Genomic DNA, 21,834 nt, shown 5'->3' on the forward strand with positions numbered 1-21,834 from the left:
GCGCTAAACCCGCATCGGCATGAGCACATAGAGTGCATTTTCATCGCCCGTATCGCGCACCAGCGTGGGGGAACCCGCATCGGCCAGCATGAAAATCGCTTCGGAGCCGGTCAGCTGTCCAGTGATATCGAGCAGATACTTGGCATTGAAGCCGATTTCGATCGGATCGGAATCATAATCTGCGGCAAGCTCGTCCGTCGCGCTTCCGGAATCCGGATTGTTAACGGTCAGCGTCAGCTGCCCATCGGCAATCGTCAGCTTGACGGCGCGACCACGCTCGCTGGAAATCGTCGAAACGCGATCGACGGCAGCGGCAAAGCTCTGGCGGTCGATCGCCAGCTTCTTGTCATTGCCGGAAGGAATGACGCGCTGATAGTCCGGGAAAGTGCCGTCGATGAGCTTGGAGGTAAGAACCACCGAGCCGATGGTGAAGCGAATCTTGGTTTCCGACAATTCGACTGTGACGGCCACATCCGGATCATCGACCAGCTTCTGAAGCTCAGCGACGGTCTTGCGCGGGATAATGATGCCGGGCATGCCTTCGGCACCGGACGGAGCCTCAAGCTCGGCGCGGGCGAGGCGATGGCCGTCGGTCGCGACAGCGCGCAGCTTCAGTGCGCCATCGCTCTCAATGGCATGGAAATAGATACCGTTGAGATAATAGCGGGTCTCTTCGGTGGAAATGGCAAACTGCGTGCGCTCGATCAGGCTCTTCAGCGCGCTCGAAGGCATGCGGAACGTATGTGAGAAGGTACCGGCAGTCAGTTCGGGGAAGTCCGACTGCGGCAGGCACTGCAAACGAAAGGTCGACCGGCCAGAGGTGACGGCCATGGAATTGCCGTCCGTATTGGTCGCCAGCATGACTTCGGCGCCATCCGGCAGCTTGCGCACGATATCGTAGAGCAGGTGGGCCGGAACGGTGGTCGCACCGGACTGTTCGATCTGCGCGGCCGTCGCTTCTGTCACTTCGAGATCAAGGTCAGTCGCTTTCAGCGCAAGGCTTCCGCCATCCGCATTCAGGAGAACATTCGACAGGATCGGAATGGTATTGCGTCGTTCGACCACGCGGTGGACATGATTGAGCGACTTCAGAAGATTGGAACGTTCAAGAGTTACACGCATGATAAACCGGTCTCGCTGACTTCTATCCCAGCACCATCACCGCGGGGTTGCGGCATCTCGCTGGTGAGGAATGCAATTTCCCCAGGGTCAAGCAAATTGGCAGAAAACAAACGCAAAAAGCAAGCCTGTGGCGGGTATCAGCGTACCATACCACAGGCTTTCTGTTGATAAACTATGAAGCGTCAGGCCTGATCATTGATGAGGCGCTTCAGGAGTTCGAGCTCCTGCGACAGTTTCTGATCCTTGCCGACAATGTCCTCGATCTTGCGCACGGCATGGAGAACGGTGGTGTGATCGCGCCCGCCAAAGCGGCGGCCGATTTCCGGTAGCGAACGCGGTGTCAGCATCTTGGCCAGATACATGGCGATCTGGCGCGGCTTGACGATCGTGCGCGTACGGCGGTTGGACAGGAGGTCCTGCTTCGACACATTGTAGTGCCGCGCGACGATACGCTGGATTTCTTCGATACGGATGCGCTTGGCTTCGCCGCCGCGCATCAGATGGCTCAAGAGTTCGTCGACGCGATCGACAGAAAGGTTGGGCTCGAAGGTCTGGCGGAACAGGAGTTGATTGAACGCACCTTCGAGTTCGCGGCCGCTACCCGTCACGGATTGGGCAACGTGATCGAGGATTTCCGGCGAGATGTCGAGCGAATGATCTTCCGCCTGCGCTGCGACGAGGCGGCGCTTGAGGATTTCGAGGCGCATTGCATAATCCGGTGAGATCATTTCAAGCGCGACACCGCCTTGAAGACGCGAACGAACGCGCGGGTCCAGCGATTCAAGCTCGGACGGCGGACGGTCAGCTGCGACGACGACCTGCTTGGCGCTGTCGAGCAGCGTATTGATCAGATGGCAGAATTCATGCTGGATCGACTTGCCCTGCAGGAACTGCATGTCGTCGATGATCAGGAGGTCGATATCGCGCAGTTGCTCCTTGAACGACAGCGCGTTGTTGTCGCGGATGGCCGTCGCAAAGCGCCACATGAAATATTCAGCGGTGAGATAAACGACGCGGGCGCGTTCCGGACGTTTCAGAGCTTCTGCGGCGATCGCCTGCAGAAGGTGCGTCTTGCCGAGGCCGACCGAGGCGTGGATGAACAATGGATTGAAGCGCACGGCGCTGGCGCCGGCATCGGCAATGGTGCGGGCAGCGGCAAGCGCGACGCGATTGGGAGTTCCGTCGACGAAGGTGTCGAACGTATAGCGCGGATCAAGCGGCGAGCCAAAAACGGAATTCTGGGAGCGGTCGGCAAAGTGCGCTGGCGCTTTCTTGTCCTGCACGGTATTGCCAACCGGAAATACCGGCTTGTCGCGGGCAAGGGCGCGGGTTTCGCGCGGCGTTGCTTCGGCATCGCAGACTGGCCGCACGGCGCGGCTGGCGCTGCGGAACACGATCTCAACCTTCAGCACCTGCTCGTCTTCTTCGCGCCACAGCCCTGCAATCATGTCGGAGTAATGGTTGTTGATCCAGGAGCGCAGGAACGCCGTCGGTACGGACAGGCGGACTATGCTCTTGGAGGTCTCATCCAGCTTCAGACGGCCAAACCAGCTCGAATAGACCTCGCTTCCGAGCTTGGCTTTGAGCTTGCTCTTGACGCGTTCAAAGATCATCTCGCTTTGACTGCTGGCCACATCCATATCGTCCCCTTCCATATGGAGCGGGACTATGGCTTTTGTGCCGTTTTCCATTATTCCGCTGGTCATTGTCATTGCCTCATCCTGATATATCTCGATCGGGTCTATTGTATGCCCGTGTTTTTATGGGTGCAGTCGATTGCTCGCCTGCAATAGTTCCAGCCAACCGCCCCAATGGTCAGCCCGAAAATCCTGAAACTAGTGAGTGGAGGTTACAGCGATCACGCGGTGTTGGACTGACTGAATGTTGTCCAGAATATTGTTAACTACCACGTTCGCATCCCTCTCAGTTTAGGCGCAGAAAGACTCCCGCCCGGCTTCCGCCAGCGTCGTCACCGCGCTTGTTTTATGAAACGACTCAAATCCGTTGGACCTGAGTACCGACAAAACCTACTCGTTACGCAAACACGAAATTTGCGCCCGAAACCACAATTTTATAAGCCTATTAAATGGGTTTATGCCCACCCCTTCGATGTCTGGACCTTACAAAAACCTTGGCAGGAAGAGCAAGGGCAGCACCATGGGTTTTTTGATGAATTAAAGGTTAACGGATTACCGTTTTTTTTAACCGTCTCCGGTTTGACGAGGAAAAAGCCTTCGGATTCAAAGCCTTTTTTGGAATGCCAATTTTGCTGCACTGCAGACTCTCGCGATCAAAAAAAAATATTAAATTATCGCTTGACACATGCTGGGGCTCCAGATTCTCCGCGCTAGGTTTGTGCTATAATGATTACCTGCCATAAGCCATTGAAATTAAATGTAAAATGATGATTGACGCTTTTTGTCCTAATCCATTTATAACCGTCATATGTCATGGTTTTGATAAGCCACAATCTTTTCCCCGGGAAACGAATTTATTCCCAGAATCAGGGCCAAATAAGAAAACCCGGCTAAAGAGAAGCCGGGTTTTCAAATAGAAAAATGAGAGGTCTGTTTATGCAGACATACTCTTCAGGCGGGCCGAGAGGCGCGATACCTTACGCGAGGCAGTATTCTTGTGCATGACGCCCTTGGATGCTGCACGCATTACTTCCGGTTCGACCGCCTTAAAGGCGATGGAAGCGGCTGCCTGGTCACCACTTGCCACCGCATCTTCGAACTTGCGAAGGAAGGTGCGCACGCGGGAGCGGCGGGACTTGTTTACTTCGGTGCGGGCTTCGATCTTGCGCGCCGCTTTCTTGGCCGAAGGAGTGTTGGCCATGATGCCTCTCTTTTCTGTCAGCTAATCGGCAGCCTTGTAGCAGCCGTCACAAAATAATAGGGCGGCCGAGGGGCCACCGAACGTTGTCGGGCTTATAGAGGACGTTTCCTTTTGCGTCAACTTGGAATCTACGCGATCCGAACGGATAATTTGTCCTCACCGGTTCTTGAATTTTGGCGGACGCTTTTCGGCAAAGGCAGCCATGCCCTCTCTCTGATCTTCCAGGGCGAACATCGAGTGGAAGACGCGCCGTTCGAAACGCAGGCCTTCCGAGAGCGTCGTCTCATAGGCGCGATTGACGGTCTCCTTGGTCATCATAACGACCGGAAGCGAGAAGGAGGCAATCTTGCCCGCGGCCTTGAGGGTTTCCTCAATGAGATCCCCGGACGGAACCACACGCGAGACCAGACCGCAGCGTTCCGCTTCGGCCGCGTCCATCATGCGCCCGGTCAGGCAGAGATCCATGGCCTTCGACTTGCCGATGAAACGGGTAAGACGCTGTGATCCGCCCATGCCCGGCATTACACCGAGCGTGATTTCGGGTTGGCCGAATTTCGCGTTCTCAGCTGCGATGATGAAATCGCACATCATGGCAAGTTCACACCCTCCGCCCAGCGCATAGCCGGCCACAGCAGCGATCAGGGGTTTGCGCAGCCGCGTCACCCGTTCCCATTCGCTGAAGTAATCGCCGAGATACGCATCGGCAAACGCCAGCGTCTGCATCTCCTTGATGTCAGCACCGGCCGCGAAGGCTTTTTCCGAGCCGGTGATCACAATGGCGCCGATATTGTCGTCCTTGTCGAAGGCCTCAAGGGCGACATTGAGCTCGGCAAGGAGGGCAGAGTTGAGCGCATTGAGCGCCTGCGGACGGTTGAGCTGGACGAAACCGACTTTTTCGCGTGTCTCGACAATGATGTTTTCGTAAGTCATCCGGCTTTCCTCCATTTAATGCTGACAGACTGGGCAGTAGAACGTCGAGCGCCCGCTTTGAACGATACGCGCAACGGTGCCATTGCAACCGGCGCGCGGGCAAGGGTTTCCTTCGCGATCATAGACTGAAAACGAATGCTGGAAATAGCCGAGCTCGCCGTCCGCCTGGCGGTAATCCTTCAGGCTCGATCCGCCCGCCTTGATGGCATCGGCAATAACCGAGCGGATGGCAGCGGCAAGCCGGTTCGCCATGTCGGTAACCTCGCCGTTTGCGTCCGCGATACTGCCAGCAGGTCGCGTTGGGGAGAGTTCGGCGCGCCACATGGCCTCGCAGACATAGATATTGCCAAGGCCGGCAATCAGCTTCTGGTCGAGCAGCGCTGCCTTCAAGGGAGCCGCCTTGTTTTGGAACAGCTTGGCCAGCAACGCCCCATCCAGACGGTTGCCCGTCGGTTCGGTACCGAGATCCTTGATCAGCGGATGCGTATTGAGGCCGCCGGGTTCAGCAAACAGCATGAAGCCAAAACGCCGAGGGTCATTGTAGATGATGCGGTTTTTCGTTCCGTCCTTCGCCCCGAGATGCATCACCACATGATCATGCAAGCCGTTTTTCGACCGATCATGATGGAAAACGCCGGGAGTATTGCCCTCATCATCCTGTTCGATCCGGTACGAGCCGGACATGCCGAGATGGCTGATCAGGCCGAGACCATCATCGAGATGCACGATGAGATATTTGGCGCGGCGTTCCAGCGCCTCGATCTTTCGCCCGGCCAGCCGTTCGGCGAAATGCTCGGGGAAGGGAAAGCGCAGGTCCGCACGCCTTTGCTCGACGGCAAGGATGGTCGCACCTTCCATGAAGGGTTGCAGTCCGCGCCTGACAGTTTCAACCTCAGGTAATTCAGGCATCGGGCGTGCGGACTCCCGTGCCCTTCAGGAAACTCTTGCCATGCGGACCCGCCTCAATTCCCAGATGCGCAGCGACAGTCTCGCCAATGTCGGCAAAGGTTGGGCGGATGCCGAATGACCCGTGCGGCAGGTCCGGGCCAAAGCAGAGCACGGGCACCCGTTCGCGCGTATGATCTGTCCCCTTGTAGCTCGGGTCGCAGCCGTGGTCGGCAGTGAGCACCATCAGATCGCCCTGGCGCAGCTTGGCGATGGCTTCGGGCAGACGCCGGTCGAATGCTTCCAGCGCCGCCGCATAGCCCGGTACATCGCGGCGGTGGCCATAAAGCATGTCGAAATCGACAAAATTGGTAAAGACGAGGTCGCCCTCCTGCGCATCATCCATGGCGATCAGTGTCTCGTCGAACAGCGCCATATTGCCATTGGCTTTGCGCACCTGGCTGATGCCCTGATGCGCATAGATATCGCCGATCTTGCCAATGGCGATGACGGAACGTCCGGCCTGTGTCAGCCGGTCGAGCAGTGTCGGTTCCGGCGGCGGCACCGAATAGTCGCGGCGGTTGCCGGTGCGGGTGAAGGTTTCGCGGGTCTCGCCGACAAAAGGCCTGGCGATCACCCGGCCAATGTTCAGCGGATCGACCAGCTCGCGGACAATCCCGCAGAGCTCGTACAGCCGATCGAGACCGAAATGCGTCTCATGGGCGGCGATCTGAATAACAGAATCGGTTGAAGTATAGAATATCGGCTTACCGGTCCGGATATGTTCCTCGCCATATTCATCGATGACATCGGTGCCGGAGGCATGTTTGTTCCCAAGAATCCCGGGCAGCTTTGCGCGGCGCGCGGCATCGGCAACCAGACTGTCCGGGAAGGTCGGGATGGTCTGCGGGAAGTAACCCCAGTTGAACGTGACAGGTACTCCCGCGATCTCCCAGTGTCCCGATGGTGTGTCTTTGCCGTTCGAGACTTCTTCTGCAGCGCCCCAAAGCCCGACCGGCTCCGGCATTTGTGGCTGAAGCGGCACATTCGAGGCCAGATTGGCCGCGTGGAACAATCCGAGCGAGGCCATGTTGGGCAATTTCAGCGGGCCGGAGCGGAGTCCGGTCTTGTCGCCGCGGCCGGCAGCACAGGCCTCGGCGATATGACCAAACGTGTTTGAACCCTCATCGCCAAATGTTTTGGCATCGGGTGCGCCGCCGATCCCGAAGGAATCGAGGACAAAAAGGAAAGTGCGTGACATGCCTCACTCCGTTAGACCAGACATCACAGATAGGTCAAACAGGGCGTCATGACAAATCAATGGCGCAAGTGATTGCTGGTCACGAAGAATACTTGTCAGCAGTTGGAGCAGGCGACGGCTGTGCCTTGACGCACGCGCCCAAAAGCAGTCCTTCCCATGGGTATTCCGAGCTTCGAACCACCAGCGGCTGTGCCGACCGAATCTTTGTAGTTGAATGCCATCAATGGAACGTACGCGATTTTGGTTTCCACGCGGATCACCGTCGTTCCGGGAATAACCAGATTGGGATCGAGGACCACATTGGAGCCCGGTGCATACGGCCTTGAAAAGACGTTATTCACCACCCTTCGCGACCAGGCAACTGTTGGTGAGCCCGCCGCGGGGATGTTGATGGCCGTTATCGTGATCTGCGGTGTGTCGGACCGGTAAGGCAGGAGGAGAGCCGTGCCGATCTCCATAATGTCCCTGAGCTGATCCGTGTTGATCGTCTGCTGCTGCGTCACCAGATCGGCCACCATGTTGGTCGAACGGCCGAGCTTCTTGTTGACGTCGAGCCCCGACGTCGCCTCAATGCTACCTAGATAGAGGGCAATCAGGATGGGCGCGATAAATGCGAACTCCATCGCTGCAACGCCGCGTTTGTCGCTGAGGAAACGCTTGGCGAGCGTTGCAAGTCTTCCGGCCCCCAGCATTTGTCTATTATACGCTTTCATGTGTCATACCCTTGGAAGAATGCACGAGCAGCCTGTTCGACTGTCTTATTGGCGTCAAAGATAGGGTTCGTTTCTCCAGGTCGCGGTCGAGAAGAGCATCATCTTTCCCTGGCCGTCGACGCTTTCGATGCGGTGTTTCATCAGGTCGGTCAGAATCGGCCAGCGGTAGAAGATGCGCAGTTGATTGATTGTGCTGGCCCCACCGGGCGTAACTCTCAGTTGGGACACGTCAACATCCCCGGCGGTGGTCAGAGGCAGCGTTCTCGGAACGTTGGCGAAGGTGGTATAAGTCTGCAGATCGACGAAGAGGTCGGGGCAGCCGGCTGCAGGCATGAACAATCTACCGCAAATGGTTTGTTTTAATCTGTTAGGGGCACTGATGGCTGCGGCGGTGATCTCGCCTGTGCGCAGTTGGCGCGCAATGTCGTCGGCGGCGTTTGACATGACCTGCTGGGCGGTGAAGCTCAGGCTGACTTCGATAATGGCGAAGATCAGCAGGAAGAAAGGCAGCGCGATCAAGGCGAATTCGATTGCCACTGTGCCACGCCTGTTGGCGCAAAAGCGCGCAGTCAACGACGATCGCGGACGTGCGCTTCCAGCATGGGTCTGATCATCGAGAAGTTTATCGGTATTTCGCAACTTGGTTTTCCCCGCACCACTCAGGCTTGGGAAATCTCTATCACGCCAGATGTTAGAATCTCGTTCGAAGCCCGGTACAAATTGCAACTATTGGATTCACTGTTTCTCAACCGTGATCCGGCAACAGCGGATCAATTGCCGCCAATCTGGGCATCGGAGGCCTTTTCAGCCTCGGTCTTCTGCGCAGTCTCGCAATAGGGCGTGCACGAAAGCGTTTGCACATAGGCCCGCCGGTAGACGCGCGTCGTGTTGGCGACACTGCGGCTGACCATGACCTGATCATCGACGATGGCAGCGCCATCGGCATCCATGATGACGATATTGGTGATCCCGAAACCTTTGCCGGTGAGGACGACCGTCCGCGCATCCTTGACGACGGCATCGGCGATTTCCGGATCACCCACAACGACAGTGTCGGCCGGCCGCGCCAGCTTCAGGATCTTGGCCTGGTTCATGATCACGTGAATGCCCGTATCGGCCCCGGCCGTTGCGGCCGCCGACAGGACAGCTGTCAGCGTCATTGCTGCGGCCAGTCCACAGGAACGGATGCGGTGGCCTTTAATGCGAACCATGGGGAAACCCTTCGAAAAAACGCTTGATAAACAATGGCGTGGAATGGTGAAGGAAAGCTTAAATCTCCGAACGAACTGTTAAGTATGATGCAGGTTCATGATCTGGCACGCATGGAGATAGATCGCATTTATAATAAATCCCTGCAGTGCTCTTTACCCTTCAAATACGGGATTTTGATTTATGTCTGTTTTACACTTCCGTAACGGTATTTCTTAAGGTGAATGCAAGTCACCACAGATAGTTTTCAATCATTATCAAGGCGGTGGAACAACGAGAGGGCTTGACATGAAACGCAGCAAAGGCGCGCTCCTCAATGCTTTCGCCCGGTTCCTTAGGGACGACGCCGGTGCAACTGCCATCGAATATACGCTGATCGCCTCGCTCGTCAGCATCGGTGTCATCGTTGGTGCCGGAATACTCGGCGTATCGGTCCAGGATCTGTACGCCGATCTTGCGGAAGACGTCACAGAAGCCATGAACTAATCACGGATGATATTGATGATCGAAGCGGCCATACTCACCGTTTTTCCATTCGCAATGGCATTCGCGGCCGTCTCGGACTTGCTGTCCATGACAATTCAGAACCGTGTCTCGCTCATACTCATCATATCCTTCGCGGTTCTTGCGCCCCTGACCGGAATGCCGTGGGAGCTTTACGGAATGCATTTTGTTGCAGGTGCCGCCGTCCTTGCCACAACGTTTGCACTATTCGCGACGGGAACGATGGGCGGGGGCGACGCGAAGCTCATGTCCGCCACGGCAGTCTGGCTCGGATGGAATCTCGGGTTGGTCGAATATCTCCTGACGATGTCGATGCTCGGTGGTCTGCTGACAATCGCAATACTGCGTTACCGGAGTTCCCAGTTTGCGGTCGCATATACTGACCGTTTTGAATTCATGCGCCGTCTGGCAAGAAAAGATGTGGGTGTGCCTTACGGAATTGCGCTGGGGATGGCCGGCCTGCTGACCTTCCCCGGGTCGCCCTTGTGTCAATGGGTGATCAATCGTCTTGCCCAGATCTAGAAGCAACGGACTTGGTCCAGCAGCTTCTTGCCCAAATAGTAAACGTTAAGCGTTGTTAATCATACTTTTAAGCAAAGCGTTAACCTTAATTACACGATTGGTAAGTCAGAGTGCGACCTTAGTATCTAAGACGAAAGTCTATTGGGGCGCAGAATGCAAAAAGCACGTCTTGTCATTTTGATCGTGGCGGTCGCTGCTGCGGGGGCAGCTGGCTATATCGCCACGCGTATGAAGCCTACGACAGTGGTTGTCGAAAACGCAAAACCGCAGATCAAATTGCAGGACATTCTGGTAGCAACCGAAAACCTCGGGGTCGGCGCAGAAATGCAGGGTCAGATGCGCTGGCAGGCGTGGCCCGAGGATGCTTTGGCTGACGGCTATATCAAGCGCACTGACCGACCGAACGCGGAGGAGGAATTGCGCGGCTCCACCGTCCGCCTGCAGATTTTCCCGGGCGAACCAATCCGCGAAGCGAAACTCATCGGCAAGGGCCAGAGCTTCATGTCGGCACAGCTTCCGGCCGGGATGCGAGCCGTCGCAACACAGATCGCTGCTGAAACGTCCGCGGGCGGTTTCATTCTGCCCGACGACTATGTCGACGTCATCATGATCCGCCAGATGAACGACGAGATGCCAAAGCAATTTACAACCGAGACCATCCTTCGCAACATCCGCGTCCTGGCGATCGACCAGACGATTCAGGAGGATGAGACTGGGCAAAAGACCAAGGTCGGGTCCACCGCAACGCTTGAACTGACGCCCGAACAGGCCGAGATCCTGGCCGTTGCAGAGCAAATGGCGACCCGAATGACGCTGGCGTTGCGCTCCTTGCAGGATGCGCAAGAGGCAACGGGCCCCGGCGCGGAATATCTCGTCAATTCGCCGGGCCGTGCCGGCAACGTGAAACTGATCAAGTCCGGAACGGTCATTGAAATCCTGGGGCGGAAATAACAAAATGGGAAACGATCCAACCACCACGTTGTTCAAACGCAGGTCCCGGTCCTTGCAGGCGATGGCTTTAGCCGTCAGCAGCGCTCTGGCAGTTCTGCCGGTCAGCGGCACGGCCGTTGCCGAGAGTAATGTCGTGAAGCTCAATCAGGCCCAGGGCGCCAGCAAGCGCATCAATCTTGGCCTAAGCAAGTCGCTGGTTGTGGACCTCCCGGCAGACGCCTATGACATTCTTGTTGCCAATCCGACCGTCGCCGATGCTGTCACCCGCACGGCACGGCGCATCTATCTCTTCGGCAAGCAGGTTGGCCAGACCAATATCTTCGTCTTCGGTCCGAATGGTGAGCAGCTCGCCAGCTTTGATCTGGTGGTCGAGCGCGACGTTGCCGGGCTCGAGGACAGCCTGAAAAAATATATTCCGGATTCCGACATCAAAGTCGAACTGATGAACGACAACGTCATCCTGACTGGAACAGTTCAGACACCGCTCGATGCCAAGAGGGCAAGTGACCTTGCCAATCTTCTGGTCTCCGGCGGCGAAGCGACGACCGGACAATATGCAATCACGGCATCTGGTCAGGGCGGCAGCAATGGTGGTGGCGGCTCGGACGTTGCCATCAGCGACCCGGACGAAGCCCGCCAGACCAGCAAGATCGTCAATCTCATTCAGATTGCCGGTGAAGACCAAGTCACGCTTAAAGTTACGGTCGCGGAGGTCAGCCGGACTGTTATGAAACAATTGGGTGTCAATCTTGTTGGCAAGACGAAGTCCGACGGCATTTTCTTCAGTTCGACCAACATCGCTTCGCTGGTTGGCAAAGGTCTGACCAACTCTGGAATTACAGCGCCCATATCAATCGGCAGCGCCACGATCGACTCGTATCTGAACGCAATGGAACTTGCCGGTGTCATGAAAACACTGGCGGAACCGTCGCTGACAGCGATCTCAGGAGAGCAGGCGCAATTCAAGGTTGGCGGCGAGTACAACCTGATCACCGGCCAAACCGTCAATAACCAAGGTGGCATTCAATACACGATCACCAAGGTAGAATACGGCATTGGGCTTGAATTCGTTCCCGTTGTTCTTTCTCCCGGTCGGATCAGTCTGAAGGTCAGGACATCGGTATCTGAGCCAACGCTCGAGGGTTCTGTCTCCTTGGGTGCGGGCGTCAATTCGTCGTTTGACGGGGTCGGGAATAAGAATCGGGCGCAGCAGCCAGCAACAAACCTAATTTCGTTGCGCAAGCGCCTCGCCGACACAACAGTTGAACTGCCATCTGGTGGTTCGATGATGATCGCCGGTCTCATGCGCGATGAAAACCGTGCGGCCATATCCGGACTGCCGGGAATGTCGAAAATTCCAGTGCTGGGAACTCTGTTTCGCAGCCGTGAATTCGTTCGCAATGAAAGCGAACTTGTCATCATCATAACGCCTTATCTTGTCAGACCGGTTCCGCGCACCGCGCTTGCGCGGCCCGACGATAATCTAAATCCCGCCAGTGATGCTGCCGGCATTTTCCTCGGCAAAGTCAATCGTGTCTATGGCACGAAGGAAGCCAATCTGCCCGACGGACGCTACGAGGGCGCCGTCGGTTATATCTACAAATGAGCAAGGACCAGGCTATGTCAAAAACAAAAAAGTTCCGCACTAAGCCCGTCCTGGCTCTGCTTGCCGTGTCATTGCTCGCAGGCTGCGCGCAGCGCGTGATGACTGGCAGCATCCCCGACGACTATCGGACCAATCATCCGATCGTCATCTCGGAAAAGGAGCAGGTTGCTGATATTCCGGTCGGTCATGCGGACAGCAAATTGTCGCTTACGCAGCGCAGCATTGTCCAGAACACGATAGCCAATTATCGCGCCAACGGTTCCGGCGTCATCCACATCCTGCTTCCGACCGGTTCTCCGAACGAACGCGCAGCAACGAGGTTGCGCAAGGACGTCGCTGCAACTCTGCGGCGGGGCGGCGTCAAGCCATTCAACATTTCCAGTGAGCCATACCCTGCAGGGGGGAGCGAGTCTCCGCCAATACGTCTCGTTTACTCCGCGATCACGGCATCAACGCACCCCTGCGGCCAGTGGCCCAAGGATTTGCTTGAGACGGCCGACAACCGGCACTACGCCAATTTCGGCTGTGCTAGTCAGACAAACCTGGCCGCACAGATCGCTAACCCAGCAGATCTGCTTGGCCCAAGAGCAACGTCACCAATCGATGCAGAACGGCGCGGCGTTGTCATCGACGACTATAGGAACGCCGAGACACCGAAGCCAGTCACCACGCAGGAAGTCAACTATGACTTCAACTGATCTGCAGCTCTCTTGAAAAGCGGAATGCTAAAATGAGCCAGCTCGCCTTTGAAACAGAAAATCAATCCGGAGAGAGCCACGACCGGCCAGCTGGATCGGGACTGCACGCCTTTCGGCCGATACCCCGGATTTCGATCCAGGCCTTTTGTGAGACCGATGCAGTAGCCAGGCAGGTCGGACGCGCCAGCGAAGACCGGCGCATGGCGAAGGCGCATACGCAGGTGCATATGGGCGGCGTAGAGCGGGCGGTCGAATTGTTCCAGACCGTACCGACGCCCAATCTTATTCTGCTCGAGACATCGGCTGCTCCGCGCGACATGTTGCAAAGCCTCACGGCTCTCTCCGAAGTATGCGATCCAAGTACGAAGGTCGTCATTATCGGTCATTTCAATGACGTCTGGCTCTATCGCGAACTCATCCGCAACGGCATCTCCGAATATATGGTCGCGCCCATCGATCTGTCGGACATTGTCGGCGTGATCGGCGGCTTGTTCGTTGATCCAGAGGCAAAGCCTCTTGGCCATGCGATCGCCTTCATCGGCGCGAAAGGCGGCGTCGGCGCATCGACCATCGCCCACAACATCGCCTGGTCGATCTCGTCGCTGTTCAAGAATGAGGTGGTGATTGCCGACATGGACCTGCCCTACGGCACGGCGAACATCAATTTCGACCAGGACCCGGCGCAGGGAATTGCCGAAGCTGTGTTTTCGCCGGAACGCATCGACGATGTCTATCTCGACCGGCTCCTTGCACAATGTGCCGAGCATCTTTCGCTCCTGGCAGCGCCCTCCACGCTGGACCGGGTCTTCGATTTCCGCGACGATTCCTTCGCACACCTGATCGATGTGGCACAACGATCCGTTCCCCACGTCATTCTCGATGTGCCGCACACATGGAATGGCTGGACCCGGACTACTTTGGCCCGGGCCGATGAGGTGGTCATCATCGCATCACCGGAACTTGCAAATCTTCGCAACACCAAGAACCTGCTTGACACGCTGAAGCAACTCCGCCCCAACGATGCTCCTCCGAGACTTGTTCTCAATCAAGTAGGTGTTCCGAAGCGCCCGGAGATTGCGCCGCTCGACTTCTGCAGCCCGCTCGGCATCTTGCCGATGGCGACCATCCCGTTTGATCCGGCGCTGTTCGGTAGCGCCGCAAACAATGGCCGGATGCTGGCGGAAACCGACGCTGCCAGCCCGATCGTACAGAGCATCAATGAGATTGCGCATATCCTGACGGGCCGCATGACGCTGAAGGCAAAGAAAAAGCCTGGGCTCACGTCGGTTTTGTCCCGGCTGAAGCGCAAGAAGTAGAAGAGGCATCATGTTTGGTAAACGCGGCGGCGCCGGTGGAAATCAACAGTTTCAGGAGTTTCGGGCAGTTGCGCTCGAAACTGTGTTGCCGCCTGCTGGCGCAATTGCCGCCGAAGCCAGCCGGTTACCCCGGGACATTCTGGAGCCAAAGCGTAGCCCGGTCGAAGCGCCCAAGCCTGTTGCGCCCCTGCGCGAGAAGAATGAAGCCTACTACGATACGAAATCGCAGGTTTTCGCGGCGCTGATCGACACCATCGATCTTGCGCAGCTGTCGAAACTCGATCCCGAGGTCGCACGCGAGGAAATCCGCGATATCGTCAACGACATCATCGCGATCAAAAACTTCGCCATGTCAATTTCCGAGCAGGAGGAACTGCTCGATGACATCTGCAACGATGTTCTTGGGTATGGCCCGCTCGAGCCGTTGCTCGCGCGCGACGACATTGCCGATATCATGGTGAATGGCGCCCGCAAGACCTATATCGAAGTGCAGGGCAAGGTGCAGGAATCCGGCGTCAGGTTCCGCGACAACCAGCAGCTTCTCAATATCTGCCAGCGCATCGTCAGTCAGGTTGGCCGCCGTGTCGATGAATCAAGCCCGATCTGCGATGCCCGTCTGCCAGATGGCTCGCGCGTCAATGTCATCGCCCCTCCGCTCGCGATCGACGGGCCGGTACTGACCATTCGTAAGTTCAAGAAGGATAAGTTGACCCTTGACCAGCTTGTCCGCTTCGGTGCCATCTCTCCGGCGGGCGCAGAGCTGCTGCAGATCATTGGTCGCGTCCGCTGCAATATCGTAATCTCGGGTGGAACGGGTTCCGGCAAAACGACGCTTCTGAACTGCCTGACGAACTACATCGATAAGGATGAACGCGTCATCACCTGCGAGGACTCGGCGGAATTGCAACTGCAACAGCCGCATGTGGTCCGTCTCGAAACGCGACCGGCAAATCTGGAAGGTGAAGGCGAGATCACCATGCGCGATCTCGTCAAGAATTGCCTGCGCATGCGTCCGGAACGGATCATCGTCGGCGAAGTGCGCGGACCGGAGGTTTTCGATCTCCTGTCGGCGATGAACACCGGTCATGATGGTTCCATGGGAACCATTCACTCCAATAGCCCCAGGGAATGCCTGAGCCGTATCGAATCCATGATCGCCATGGGCGGGTTTGCCCTGCCGCAGAAGACTGTGCGCGAGATCATTGTTGGTTCGGTGGATATCATCATCCAGGCGGCGCGCCTGCGCGACGGATCGCGCCGCATCACCCACGTCACCGAAGTTATCGGCATGGAAGGCGACGTCATCATCACCCAGGATCTGGTCGTCTACCAGATCACTGGCGAGGACGCCAATGGCCGGCTGACTGGCCATCACGCCTCGACCGGCATCAGCCGGCCGCATTTCTGGGAAAAAGCGCGCTACTACAATGAAGACCGCCGCCTCGCCACTGCTCTGGATGCAATGGAAACGGTGAAGAACTGATGCTGCCCGGGGGACAACGACATGTTCGGGCTTGATCTGGCGCAGCTCGCTTTTGTTTGCCTGGTCGCGCTGGCATTCGCGGCCCTAGCCTATGTGTTCTTCTTCGAATCGATGGCGTGGCAGAAGAAATCGGATGAACGACTGAAGTCGGTCAAGCTCTCCGCAACCGACAGCCTCGGCAAATTTGCAGTCCGTGACAAGCAAGCCGAAGCGCTCAAACGCCGCAAATCCGTTCAGGATACGTTGAAGGATATCGAGCAGCGGCAGAAACTGCGCGACAAGAACATCAAATCGCCGCCGCTGAAGATGCTGCTCATGCAGGCGGGCATGAAAGTGCCGGTTCCGCGGTTTTATACATACTCAGTCATTACAGGGATGCTGGTGAGCGCCCTCGGGCTGTTTCTGGGGTCGCCGCTTTATCTCGCGCCGGGCCTATTTCTCGCGGGAGCTTTCGGCCTGCCGCGATGGTTCATCTATTTCCGCCGCGGACGCCGCATCAAGGCGTTTCTCAACGAATTTCCCAATGCCATCGACGTGATCGTGCGCGCCATTCGGTCGGGTCTTCCGCTCAACGACGGAATTCGGCTCATCGCGCAGGAATCGCAGGAACCGGTGCGTGGTGAATTTCGCCGCATGGTCGATGCGCAGCAGGTTGGCGTCAGCATTCCCGAATCCGCGATGCGCATGTCCGAATACATGCCATGCCCGGAGGCCAGCTTCTTCGGCATCGTCATCCAGATTCAATCGCAGGCGGGCGGCAACCTTTCTGAAGCGCTCGGCAATCTTTCGCGGGTCTTGCGAGACCGGAAAAAGATGGCAGCCAAGGTCAAGGCCTTGTCGATGGAGGCCAAGGCCTCGGCCTATATCATCGGCGCGCTGCCGTTCATCGTCGCAGGGCTCGTCTATCTGACAACCCCCAAATACATCATGGTTCTCTTCAGCTCGGATACTGGCCACGTCATTCTCGGTTGTGCTGCCGTCTGGATGTCGATTGGTATCCTGGTCATGAAGAAGATGATCAACTTCAAGTTCTAGGGTCCTAGATCCTAGCCGGAGCGCTCGAAAATGATTGCCACCATTGCCAAAGCCTTGCACGATCCGGCCTTTATCTTTGCTGTCCTTGTCGGGATCTCCATTTTTGCGACGCTCGTTACCTTCGTGATGCCGATGTTCTCTGGTTCGGATCTGAAATCGCGAATGAAGTCGGTAGCGCTCGAACGGGACCAGATCCGTTCGCGTGAACGGGCCCGCATGGCAACTGAAAGCGACAACCGGCGCAAGAATGGCCGCAGCTCCCTCCGTATCACGGAACGGCAGGGGGTACGGCAGTTCGTCGAGAAACTGGATTTGCAACGTGCGCTCGCCGATGAGAAAACCGTTTCGTCCCTGCGCACGGCCGGTTTTCGCGGACAGAACGCCCTGAATATCTTCCTGGTCGCACGCTTCGGGCTGCCCTTCGTCACACTCGGCCTGACGGTCTTCTGGATTTTCGGCATGGGTGGCCTGGCGGAGAAGTCGACGATGATCCGGGTAGCCGCCTGTTTTGCCGGCGCCTATGTCGGGTTCTATCTGCCAAATCTCTATGTTCGCAATGCCGGCACCAAGCGCCAGCAATCGATCCAGCTCGCCTGGCCCGATGCGTTGGACCTGATGCTGATCTGCGTTGAATCAGGCATGTCGATCGAGGCGGCCTTCAAGAAGGTCTCCGAGGAGATCGGCGTGCAATCGGCCGAACTTGCCGAAGAACTGGTTCTGACCAATGCTGAATTGTCATTCCTGCCCGAACGTCGTCAGGCCTATGACAATCTTGCAAGCCGTACCGGACTCGAGACGGTCAAATCGGTGGTGCAGGCGCTGGTTCAATCCGAACGCTACGGAACGTCAATCGGCAGCGCTTTGCGGGTTCTGTCCGATGAGAGCCGTGAGGCGAGGCTGATGGCGGCCGAGAAAAAGGCCGCAGCACTGCCGCCAAAATTGACCGTGCCAATGATCGTCTTCCTGCTTCCCGTACTTTTCGCCGTCATTCTTGGACCGGCCTTCATCCAGATATCCGCACAGGGCGGCATATTCGGACCTGCAACCCCGAAATAACGATGCGCCATCACAAAAAAAAGCCGCTCGGGACGGGGCGGCTTTTTTGTGGCTGTTGAAATCGGTTCAGGTCTTCGGCTTGCTCTTGTCTTTCAGCATGCTCCATGAATTCTGCTGTGACAGCATGGATCGCAGATACTTGATATTGGCCTGCGCCTGTTGCGGCGAGAGCTCCTGCTTAGCGATCGTTTCGGCCTCGTCAAACCGCCCTTGCAGCCCCACGACCAGTGCAAGGTTCTGCCGGACCCGGCTGTCGGAACCCGGTGCCCCGACGGCTTTGCGCATATAGCTTTCCGCTGTACTCAATTCTCCGGAAAGCACGTAGGACATGCCCATATTGGAGAGAATCGATGCCTCGTTGGGATTGATCTGCAACGCCTGGCGGTAAAGGTCGCGGGCTTCGCTGGTCTTGCCGAGCTGGTCGAGAATGGCGCCTTGGGCCGAGAGCAGTTTCCAATCCGGATATTCTGGCGTCTGGGCGCGGCGCAAAGCATCGAGTGCGGCTTCAAATTCGCCGCTGCTGGCGAGTGCCTTGCCATAAGCGGCGAGAACGTCGCGGTCCTTCGGATAGGCGATGGCGAGGCTTCGCATCACGGCAAGGGCCTGATCACTGCGGCCGGTCATGCGCAAGACCGCGGCAAAGTTCACTGCCGTCGTTTTGTCTTTTGGATTGGCCTGATAGCGGGCACCGAGACTGGTCGACGCCTGCATCAACTGCTGTTCGTTCATCTGGTCGAAATTGCCGGCCGGACCGGCGTCCGCACCTGACGCCGGCGTGATCGAGCCGGTCGTCGTCTTGTCCGTTGTGGCACAGCCGGATAGACCGGTTGCCAGCGCAATGATTGCGATAGAAAAAATGAAGCGGCGATTACGTTGAATAATGCCTGCGCTTGTCATAATTTGCCCCATCCACAGCACAAATCATCTGTGCATTAACCCATTCCCACGGATTAGAAATATTCTGTTAACCCTAACGGACCGTTAATGACGCCATATTTGGGGTCGTTGTGTGCTTGATCGACCAAGGAGACGCCGAAATGCCTGCTGAAATTACCAGGAAAAAAGCCTCTGACAGCAAGCCCGTGTGGTTTGTGCACAAGGGCGGGCTGGACAATGCCGGACTGGACAGCAGAGCACTCGCCTGGGCCAATGCGAATGGCTTCGACGGGCAGCCGGGGAGGGTGCTGATCGTTCCCGGTGAAAAGGGTGAGATTTCAGGTGCGTTGCTTGGCATCGGAAAGGATGACTCCCGCCTTGTTGCCGGAAGACTGGCGACCGGTCTGCCAAAAGGGTCGTGGCATCTGGCGAACTCCGTCAAAGAGCCTGACCTCGCGGCCCTGGCGTTTCTGCTCGGTGGTTACAAGTTCGACCGTTATGCCAGCAAGGATGATGTCGATGTCACACTGGCGTTGCCGGATGGAGCGGACAAGGCCGATGTGAAGCGTCTGGCCAAGGCCGTTACGCTTGCGCGCGATCTGATCAACACGCCGACCAACGACATGGGGCCGGAGGCGCTGGAAGCCGCGGTGCGCAAGCTGGGCGAAGAGCACAAGGCGTCCGTCAGTGTGATCAAGGGCGATGCCCTGCTCAAGAAGAACTTCCCGATGATCCATGCGGTCGGCAGGGCAGGAAGCGAGGAGCCGCGGCTGATCGACCTTGAATGGGGCAAGAAAGATGCGCCCAGGGTGACGCTGGTTGGCAAGGGTGTCTGTTTCGACACGGGTGGGCTCGATATCAAGCCATCAAGCAGCATGCTGCTGATGAAGAAGGACATGGGCGGCGCGGCCAACGTCCTGGCGCTGGCGAGCCTGATCATGGACGCCAAGCTTCCCATACGACTGCGTGTGCTCATTCCCGCAGTCGAAAATTCGATTTCTGCCAATGCGTTCCGTCCAGGCGACGTGTTGACCAGCCGCAAGGGCCTGACGGTCGAGATCGGTAACACCGATGCGGAGGGGCGCTTGGTCCTGGCGGATGCACTGGCATTGGCCGACGACGAGGAGCCAGAAATCCTGATTGACATGGCGACCCTGACGGGAGCCGCGCGTGTCGCGCTCGGGCCTGACCTTCCCCCCTTCTATTCCGATGATGATGCCTTCGCGTTCGACGTGGCGAGGGCTGCGGATGCGGTTGCCGACCCGCTCTGGCGCATGCCGCTATGGCAGCCCTACGATGCCAAGCTTTCGTCGCGCATTGCCGACATGAACAATGTGACGAGCGACGGCTTTGCCGGTTCGATCACCGCGGCACTCTTTCTGCAGCGTTTTGTCGGCAAGGCGAAGGTTTGGGCCCATTTCGACATTTTCGGCTGGAATCCTGTCGAGAAGCCGCATGCGCCGGTTGGCGGCGAGGCGCAGGGTATACGCGCGCTTTACCATCTTCTAAGACAGCGTTACCCGGTGAAATGAACTGCTTGCGCCAGACAAGACGAAGTCTAAACTGGAACGGAGCCGAAATGATCGCGGATGCCGTTCATGATGATCGAACTGAAGCCTATCCAGGCGCTGACATTGTGGAAGGAAATCGCGCTCTCGGAAGTGCGCGATGATGCCCATGACCTCACCATGCGGCAGCTGGCGGTGCTTCTGACGGTCTATCTCGAATCGCCGCCGCATACGATACGCGGCATGGCGGCGAAACTTGGTGTGACAAAGCCCGTGATCACCCGCGCTCTCGACACAATGGGCGGCTATGGTTTGGTCGATCGCCACCGCGATGAGAAGGACAAGCGCAACGTTCTCGTCAAGAGAACGGTAAAGGGTGCGCTCTATGTTGAAAGGCTCGGCGATCTCGTCATCGCCAAGGCAAAGGGATTACCGCTGTGAACGATGCGAACTTGGACAAACGGCTGAACGCCTTTCGGCCCGATCTTGCTGATGAAAGCTTGCGCGGGATGGCCGCGGCGGAACGCTTCGTTCCCGGCAAGCCGATGCGTGTTGCTGATCCGGTTGTCGATGTGCGTTCGGAACCCCGCGGCGATGCAGGCATAATCACCCAATTACTTTACGGCGACGATGTACTCGTCTTCGAGGATGATAACGGCTGGTGCTGGGTCCAGAATGAGCGCGACGGTTATGTCGGCTACGTTGTGGACACCACGCTCGACCGCCGTTCAACCGATCCGACGCATATCGTCATTGCGCCGAGGACGTTCGTCTATCCTGGCTCGGATCTGAAATTTCCGCGGACCAGGGCGCTGTCGATGGGGTCGCTGGTCACGGTCATCGGCGGCGAGGAACGGCGGGGCACGCTCTACGGCATGCTGCCGAGTGGGGAGGCGGTCATCGCCAAGCATCTGGTACCGATCGACGAGGTAACAGACGATCATGTGGCGGTCGCCGAAACGTTGATGCATACGCCTTATCTATGGGGCGGTGTCTCGGGCTTTGGTATTGATTGTTCCGGTCTCGTCCAGCTCTCCTTGCTGATGACAGGACAGCCCGTTCTGCGGGATACCGACATGCAGGCTACCTCAGTCGGGGAGCTCATTGAGCCCGATAGGGATTATCACAACTTGCAGCGGGGGGATTTCGTGTTCTGGAAGGGCCATGTCGCCATGATGGCGAGCCATTCCATGCTGGTGCACGCCAGCGGCCACACGATGAGCGTAACGCTGGAGCCGCTGCGTGATGCCATCGAGCGCATCGACTATCTCTATGGTCAGCCTACCGCCGTGCGGCGCCTTTAGAGCAGAAGCCCGCCGCC

At 57.3% G+C, this 21,834-nt stretch carries 22 protein-coding genes; 12 read left to right on the forward strand and 10 right to left on the reverse strand.

Annotation, left to right across the window (positions count from 1 at the left end):
- Positions 1-3: 3 nt before the first annotated feature.
- The 9 genes from dnaN to CU102_RS13725 form a co-directional block, all read right to left on the reverse strand.
- A complete protein-coding gene (dnaN, locus tag CU102_RS13685) occupies positions 4-1,122 on the reverse strand; it encodes a DNA polymerase III subunit beta (RefSeq protein ID WP_106711664.1) in 1,119 nt (372 codons plus the stop codon).
- A gap of 182 nt (positions 1,123-1,304) precedes the next feature.
- Positions 1,305-2,777, reverse strand: coding sequence for a chromosomal replication initiator protein DnaA (dnaA, locus tag CU102_RS13690; protein ID WP_245425341.1), 1,473 nt, complete (start codon positions 2,775-2,777; stop codon positions 1,305-1,307).
- Positions 2,778-3,693: 916 nt separating this feature from the next.
- Positions 3,694-3,960: a 30S ribosomal protein S20 gene (gene rpsT, locus CU102_RS13695; protein WP_106711665.1), complete on the reverse strand. Its 267-nt coding sequence runs from the start codon at positions 3,958-3,960 to the stop codon at positions 3,694-3,696.
- A 156-nt stretch (positions 3,961-4,116) separates the two neighbouring features.
- Positions 4,117-4,890: an enoyl-CoA hydratase gene (locus tag CU102_RS13700; protein WP_106711770.1), complete on the reverse strand. Its 774-nt coding sequence runs from the start codon at positions 4,888-4,890 to the stop codon at positions 4,117-4,119.
- A 15-nt stretch (positions 4,891-4,905) separates the two neighbouring features.
- Positions 4,906-5,799, reverse strand: a complete 894-nt coding sequence (mutM, locus tag CU102_RS13705; RefSeq protein WP_106711666.1) for a bifunctional DNA-formamidopyrimidine glycosylase/DNA-(apurinic or apyrimidinic site) lyase — start codon at positions 5,797-5,799, stop codon at positions 4,906-4,908.
- On the reverse strand, positions 5,792-7,036 hold the full coding sequence (locus tag CU102_RS13710) for a phosphopentomutase (protein ID WP_106711667.1): 1,245 nt from the start codon (positions 7,034-7,036) through the stop codon (positions 5,792-5,794). The genes mutM and CU102_RS13710 overlap by 8 nt, the downstream gene beginning before the upstream one ends.
- 95 nt (positions 7,037-7,131) lie before the next feature.
- Positions 7,132-7,749: a TadE/TadG family type IV pilus assembly protein gene (locus tag CU102_RS13715; protein ID WP_133624523.1), complete on the reverse strand. Its 618-nt coding sequence runs from the start codon at positions 7,747-7,749 to the stop codon at positions 7,132-7,134.
- Positions 7,750-7,803: 54 nt separating this feature from the next.
- Entirely contained in the window at positions 7,804-8,286 is a 483-nt protein-coding gene (locus CU102_RS13720; RefSeq protein WP_166648409.1) for a TadE/TadG family type IV pilus assembly protein, read from the reverse strand.
- Positions 8,287-8,519: 233 nt separating this feature from the next.
- Positions 8,520-8,960, reverse strand: coding sequence for a pilus assembly protein N-terminal domain-containing protein (locus CU102_RS13725; RefSeq protein ID WP_106711670.1), 441 nt, complete (start codon positions 8,958-8,960; stop codon positions 8,520-8,522).
- 286 nt (positions 8,961-9,246) lie between these two features.
- Between CU102_RS13725 and CU102_RS13730 the strand changes: the two genes are divergently transcribed.
- The 9 genes from CU102_RS13730 (at position 9,247) to CU102_RS13770 (ending at position 18,129) form a co-directional block, all read left to right on the forward strand.
- Entirely contained in the window at positions 9,247-9,444 is a 198-nt protein-coding gene (locus CU102_RS13730; RefSeq protein WP_106711671.1) for a Flp family type IVb pilin, read from the forward strand.
- A 15-nt stretch (positions 9,445-9,459) separates the two neighbouring features.
- Complete coding sequence (locus CU102_RS13735; RefSeq protein WP_106711771.1) at positions 9,460-9,984, forward strand: A24 family peptidase; 525 nt, start codon at positions 9,460-9,462, stop codon at positions 9,982-9,984.
- 153 nt (positions 9,985-10,137) lie between these two features.
- Positions 10,138-10,935, forward strand: a complete 798-nt coding sequence (gene cpaB, locus CU102_RS13740) for a Flp pilus assembly protein CpaB (RefSeq protein ID WP_106711672.1) — start codon at positions 10,138-10,140, stop codon at positions 10,933-10,935.
- A 4-nt stretch (positions 10,936-10,939) separates the two neighbouring features.
- On the forward strand, positions 10,940-12,541 hold the full coding sequence (locus CU102_RS13745; protein ID WP_245425329.1) for a type II and III secretion system protein family protein: 1,602 nt from the start codon (positions 10,940-10,942) through the stop codon (positions 12,539-12,541).
- A gap of 14 nt (positions 12,542-12,555) precedes the next feature.
- Entirely contained in the window at positions 12,556-13,239 is a 684-nt protein-coding gene (locus tag CU102_RS13750; RefSeq protein ID WP_106711773.1) for a CpaD family pilus assembly protein, read from the forward strand.
- 32 nt (positions 13,240-13,271) lie between these two features.
- A complete protein-coding gene (locus tag CU102_RS13755) occupies positions 13,272-14,555 on the forward strand; it encodes a CpaE/TadZ family protein (protein ID WP_106711673.1) in 1,284 nt (427 codons plus the stop codon).
- Positions 14,556-14,565: 10 nt separating this feature from the next.
- Positions 14,566-16,038, forward strand: a complete 1,473-nt coding sequence (locus CU102_RS13760) for a TadA family conjugal transfer-associated ATPase (RefSeq protein WP_106711674.1) — start codon at positions 14,566-14,568, stop codon at positions 16,036-16,038.
- 21 nt (positions 16,039-16,059) lie between these two features.
- Positions 16,060-17,073 (forward strand): type II secretion system F family protein, encoded by a 1,014-nt coding sequence (locus tag CU102_RS13765; protein WP_106711675.1) that lies wholly within the window; start codon positions 16,060-16,062, stop codon positions 17,071-17,073.
- Between the two features lie 30 nt (positions 17,074-17,103).
- The gene (locus CU102_RS13770) at positions 17,104-18,129 is read left to right on the forward strand and encodes a type II secretion system F family protein (protein ID WP_106711676.1); all 1,026 of its coding nucleotides are present in this window, start codon (positions 17,104-17,106) and stop codon (positions 18,127-18,129) included.
- Between the two features lie 66 nt (positions 18,130-18,195).
- On the opposite strand, the gene CU102_RS13775 is transcribed toward CU102_RS13770, so the two are convergent.
- A complete protein-coding gene (locus CU102_RS13775; RefSeq protein ID WP_106711677.1) occupies positions 18,196-19,026 on the reverse strand; it encodes a tetratricopeptide repeat protein in 831 nt (276 codons plus the stop codon).
- Positions 19,027-19,166: 140 nt separating this feature from the next.
- Between CU102_RS13775 and CU102_RS13780 the strand changes: the two genes are divergently transcribed.
- From CU102_RS13780 to CU102_RS13790, 3 genes are all read left to right on the forward strand, one after another.
- Positions 19,167-20,537 (forward strand): leucyl aminopeptidase family protein, encoded by a 1,371-nt coding sequence (locus tag CU102_RS13780; protein WP_106711774.1) that lies wholly within the window; start codon positions 19,167-19,169, stop codon positions 20,535-20,537.
- Positions 20,538-20,603: 66 nt separating this feature from the next.
- Positions 20,604-20,954 (forward strand): MarR family transcriptional regulator, encoded by a 351-nt coding sequence (locus CU102_RS13785; protein WP_106711775.1) that lies wholly within the window; start codon positions 20,604-20,606, stop codon positions 20,952-20,954.
- On the forward strand, positions 20,942-21,817 hold the full coding sequence (locus tag CU102_RS13790; protein ID WP_208113824.1) for a C40 family peptidase: 876 nt from the start codon (positions 20,942-20,944) through the stop codon (positions 21,815-21,817). Before CU102_RS13785 ends, CU102_RS13790 begins: the two co-directional genes overlap by 13 nt.
- Positions 21,818-21,834 lie beyond the last annotated feature (17 nt).

It is taken from the genome of Phyllobacterium brassicacearum (assembly GCF_003010955.1).
GTDB lineage: Bacteria > Pseudomonadota > Alphaproteobacteria > Rhizobiales > Rhizobiaceae > Phyllobacterium > Phyllobacterium brassicacearum.

Coding starts and splice junctions, on each gene's coding strand:
- dnaN (WP_106711664.1), bottom strand. CDS start 1,122: ATGCGTGTAACTCTTGAACGTTCCAATCTTCTGAAGTCGCTCAATCAT.
- dnaA (WP_245425341.1), bottom strand. CDS start 2,777: ATGGAAGGGGACGATATGGATGTGGCCAGCAGTCAAAGCGAGATGATC.
- rpsT (WP_106711665.1), bottom strand. CDS start 3,960: ATGGCCAACACTCCTTCGGCCAAGAAAGCGGCGCGCAAGATCGAAGCC.
- CU102_RS13700 (WP_106711770.1), bottom strand. CDS start 4,890: ATGACTTACGAAAACATCATTGTCGAGACACGCGAAAAAGTCGGTTTC.
- mutM (WP_106711666.1), bottom strand. CDS start 5,799: ATGCCTGAATTACCTGAGGTTGAAACTGTCAGGCGCGGACTGCAACCC.
- CU102_RS13710 (WP_106711667.1), bottom strand. CDS start 7,036: ATGTCACGCACTTTCCTTTTTGTCCTCGATTCCTTCGGGATCGGCGGC.
- CU102_RS13715 (WP_133624523.1), bottom strand. CDS start 7,749: ATGAAAGCGTATAATAGACAAATGCTGGGGGCCGGAAGACTTGCAACG.
- CU102_RS13725 (WP_106711670.1), bottom strand. CDS start 8,960: ATGGTTCGCATTAAAGGCCACCGCATCCGTTCCTGTGGACTGGCCGCA.
- CU102_RS13730 (WP_106711671.1), top strand. CDS start 9,247: ATGAAACGCAGCAAAGGCGCGCTCCTCAATGCTTTCGCCCGGTTCCTT.
- CU102_RS13735 (WP_106711771.1), top strand. CDS start 9,460: ATGATCGAAGCGGCCATACTCACCGTTTTTCCATTCGCAATGGCATTC.
- cpaB (WP_106711672.1), top strand. CDS start 10,138: ATGCAAAAAGCACGTCTTGTCATTTTGATCGTGGCGGTCGCTGCTGCG.
- CU102_RS13745 (WP_245425329.1), top strand. CDS start 10,940: ATGGGAAACGATCCAACCACCACGTTGTTCAAACGCAGGTCCCGGTCC.
- CU102_RS13750 (WP_106711773.1), top strand. CDS start 12,556: ATGTCAAAAACAAAAAAGTTCCGCACTAAGCCCGTCCTGGCTCTGCTT.
- CU102_RS13755 (WP_106711673.1), top strand. CDS start 13,272: ATGAGCCAGCTCGCCTTTGAAACAGAAAATCAATCCGGAGAGAGCCAC.
- CU102_RS13760 (WP_106711674.1), top strand. CDS start 14,566: ATGTTTGGTAAACGCGGCGGCGCCGGTGGAAATCAACAGTTTCAGGAG.
- CU102_RS13765 (WP_106711675.1), top strand. CDS start 16,060: ATGTTCGGGCTTGATCTGGCGCAGCTCGCTTTTGTTTGCCTGGTCGCG.
- CU102_RS13770 (WP_106711676.1), top strand. CDS start 17,104: ATGATTGCCACCATTGCCAAAGCCTTGCACGATCCGGCCTTTATCTTT.
- CU102_RS13775 (WP_106711677.1), bottom strand. CDS start 19,026: ATGACAAGCGCAGGCATTATTCAACGTAATCGCCGCTTCATTTTTTCT.
- CU102_RS13780 (WP_106711774.1), top strand. CDS start 19,167: ATGCCTGCTGAAATTACCAGGAAAAAAGCCTCTGACAGCAAGCCCGTG.
- CU102_RS13785 (WP_106711775.1), top strand. CDS start 20,604: ATGATGATCGAACTGAAGCCTATCCAGGCGCTGACATTGTGGAAGGAA.